Raw genomic sequence first — 3,324 nt, 5'->3', positions numbered from 1 at the left:
GCGCTGTACCGCGCGCGGTTCCCCGCGATCGAGACGCTGCCGACTGTCGGAGACGGCACCGCAGACGGGTTTTCCTTCGAGAAGGCGGTCGAACTTGCCCCGGACCTGGTCGTTCTGAGCCTGTCGATCGCCGGCACGCGCCGCGGCCCTGGCGATCTCGTCGCGAAATTCGAGGCGGCGGGCATCCCGGTGATCGTGGTGGATTTCTTCCTGCAGCCGTTCCGCGACACGATGCCCAGCCTGCGCATCCTCGGCAAGGCGATCGGCAGGGAGGCTGCGGCCGAAGAGTTCGTCACCTTCTACCAAGACCGGAGACAGCGCATCGCCCAGCGGCTTGGTCCGGTTGAGCGACCGTCCGTCTTCATGCATGCGCATGCCGGAAGCGCCGAATGCTGCTTCTCGCCGGGAAAGGGTACCTTCGACGACTACATCACGGCCGCGGGCGGAAGAAATATCGCGGCAGCGTTGCTGCCGGGAGCGACAGGCCAGATCAGCCTCGAGCAGGTTCTCGCTGTTGACCCGGCGATCTATATCGCGACAGGCGGCACCCATCTCGCAAAGAGCGGCGGGCTGGTGCTGGGTCTGGGCGTTCCCGCCGAGGTCGCGTCGCGCAGCCTTGCAGCCCAGCTCGCTCGTCCCGGCCTCAAGGCATTGACGGCGGTGAGGAACGGCCAGGCCTATGGTCTCTGGCATCTGTTCAACGACACCCCCACCCATATCGCGGCGATCGAGGCGATGGCGAAGTGGTTCCATCCGCAGCTGTTCGCCGATATCGACCCGCAGGCGACTCTGGACGAGATCTCCCGGCGCTTCTCGGCGATCCCGCTACAGGGAACGTTCTGGCTCGAGCCGCAAAGCGGAAAGCCGCAAGACTTGGCAAGCCCGCCGGCAAAGCCATGAATTTCGCTGCAAATCCCGCCTCCCCCGCCGCTGCCCGCGAGGTTGCCCTGCCATGACCGCTCTCGTTGCCCACGCGCGGATCGCTCTGGCCGATCCGGACGCCGTCATCGCTCCGCTCTGCGAACATCTCGTCGAGCATGGGGCTGAGATCACACAGGAGGAGGGCGCGACGATCATTGCGCTGGGCAGCTATCGCGGCCGGCTGCAGTCCAGCGACGGGCATCTCGTCGTGCGCGCCGAGGCCCCCGATTTGGCGAGCCTGCAGGGCGCCAAACAGGCGATCGCGAGCCATATCATCGAGTTTGCGCCGCGCGGCGAGGCCGTTCCCCTGATCGCCTGGACGGGAGCGGGCAGCGGCGTGGCGATCCCATCGAGTTTTCGCATCCTGACTGTGACTGGCGTTCGGGATATCTCGCCGCATATGCGCCGGATCAGCTTCCAGGGCGACGACCTTGCCAGGTTCGACAGCCTGGAGGCACTGCATGTCAGGTTGTTCCTGCCGCCGCCTGATCTGGCCGAGCCGGAATGGCCGACATTCGGAGAGGATGGGATCTTGCGTCTGCCGGAAGCAAACAAGGCGCCGGCGGTGCGCAAATACACGATCCGAGAGATCGATACGGTCGCGGGAACGGTCGCGCTCGATTTCGTGCTGCACGAGGATGCCGGTCCCGGCGCAGCCTTCGCGGCGCGGGCCCGGCCGGGCGATCGCATCGGCATGGCAGGCCCCGGCGGACGTGGCTTGCGCGAGGCCGACTGGTATCTGTTCATGGGCGACGAGACCGCGCTGCCTGCGATCGGTCGCATGCTCGCCCACCTGCCACTAACGGCACGGGGCCTCGCTTTCATCGAAGTCACCGATGCCGGTGAAGAGCAGGCCCTGGTCTGCCCCGCCGGTGTGGAGATTCGCTGGCTGCATCGCCAGGGCGCCGAGGCCGGCACCACGACACTGCTCCAGGACGTCTTTGACGCTGTCCTGTGGCCTTCGGACGAGGCGACCGTCTATCTCTGGGCCGCGCTCGAACATGCCGGCTTCAAGGCCCTTCGCATGGCCGCCCGCAAGCGTCTGCGGCCCGAGCGCGATCATCATCTGATCGTCAGCTATTGGCGTCGCGGCATCAGCGAAGACCGGCAAGCCGACTGAATTTGCGGCACTACGCCGGGCCTGACCGCCCTCCGTTTCGGGGCGCGACGGGGCTCGGGCCGCCAGCGGGTGATCGAACTCTCGCGGCCGCCTTCTCCACTCATCCGGCGGCCGGCGGGGTACCGTGCGTGTGGAAGCTCTCGATCGTCTTCAGCCCCCACGCCTGCCCCTTCTTCCGCTCGGTTTCGGTCCACGTCACCGTCTGCCAGTCCGGATCGAGAATGAGGCGTGCGCCGGCATTGGCGATCTCGATGCGATTGCCGGCGGGCTCGTAGACATAGAGAAAAAAGGTCTGCTGAACCGCGTGCTTATGGGGCCCGGTCTCGATGTGAATGCCGTTCTCGAGAAAGATGTCGGCGGCTTCGAGAATGTGTTCGCGCTGGTCGGCCGCATAGGTGAGGTGGTGGAAGCGCCCGAGAGCCGCGGTGTGGTCGCGCGTATAGGCGATGTCGTAGCTCTTGTTGTTGACGGTGAACCAGCAGCCGCCAACCTCGCCGGAATCGAGCACGATCTGTTCCGTGATGCGGCTGCCCAGGGCCTTCGGCATGAAATCGCGGATCACCGCGACGTCCTGCGCCAGCAGATTGAGATGGTCGAGACGGCGTACAGCACAGCCGCGACCGTGATTGCGTTGCGCCTGGTTCTTCAGCGCCGGCCGTTCGTGCGGCGGCGCCGCGTATTTTTGGGTGTCGAAATAGATCTCGAACACATGATTGTCGGGATCGCGGAACCGGTAGGCCTTGCCATGGCCGAGATCGCCGTCGTTCCAGCCGATGCCGGCMCCCATGGCCTCGATCGCGTTGACCCGGCGCATCAGGCCAGTCTCGCTTGTCGCCCGATAGCCGATATGGCCGACCCCCGTCGTGGTCGAGGCCGTGAGTTTCAGCGTGTGGAACTCATAGTCGTCCCAGGCGCGCAGATAGACGCTGTCGCCCTCCCGTCCGCTCTCGGTCAGCCCGAGGATATTGACGAAGAAGTCGAGGCTGGCCTCCGGCTTGTTCGTGAACAGCTCGACATGGGCGAGATGAGCGATATCGAAACAGGGTTCCTGGCTCATCCCCACACCTCCTGCGCCACCTCGACGATGCGCGCCAGCTTGGCCCATTGCTCGTCCTCCGCCAGCACATTGCCCTCTTCGGTGGAKGCGAAGCCGCATTGGGGCGAGAGGCAGAGCTGATCCAGGGGCGCGAAGGCCGAGGCCTGCTCGATCCGCCGCTTCAGGTTGTCCTTGCTCTCGACGCTGCCGAACTTCGAGGTGACGAGGCCCAGCACGACCTGCTTGC

General features: G+C 65.6%; 3 protein-coding genes and 1 pseudogene. 2 read left to right on the top strand and 2 right to left on the bottom strand.

Going from position 1 to position 3,324, the window contains the following annotated elements; translation table 11 throughout:
* A partial coding sequence (locus AC1DJT_RS35430) for an ABC transporter substrate-binding protein (RefSeq protein WP_476835931.1) occupies positions 1–900 on the top strand: 900 nt, incomplete at its 5' end.
* Positions 901–952: 52 nt separating this feature from the next.
* Entirely contained in the window at positions 953–2,041 is a 1,089-nt protein-coding gene (locus tag AC1DJT_RS35425; protein WP_441504247.1) for a DUF2218 domain-containing protein, read from the top strand.
* A 100-nt stretch (positions 2,042–2,141) separates the two neighbouring features.
* On the opposite strand, the gene AC1DJT_RS35420 is transcribed toward AC1DJT_RS35425, so the two are convergent.
* Positions 2,142–3,098: a VOC family protein gene (locus AC1DJT_RS35420; RefSeq protein ID WP_441504246.1), complete on the bottom strand. Its 957-nt coding sequence runs from the start codon at positions 3,096–3,098 to the stop codon at positions 2,142–2,144.
* Positions 3,095–3,324, bottom strand: a pseudogene (locus AC1DJT_RS35415) (5-methyltetrahydropteroyltriglutamate--homocysteine S-methyltransferase); the annotation flags it as partial. The pseudogene AC1DJT_RS35415 and the gene AC1DJT_RS35420, both read right to left, overlap by 4 nt.

The organism is Allobosea sp. 05T422_2 (assembly GCF_056396265.1).
This window is presented reverse-complemented; position numbering and strand designations above follow the sequence as displayed.

Excerpts from the sequence above, each read along its gene's own strand:
- AC1DJT_RS35425 (WP_441504247.1), top strand. The coding sequence starts at position 953 with ATGACCGCTCTCGTTGCCCACGCGCGGATCGCTCTGGCCGATCCGGAC.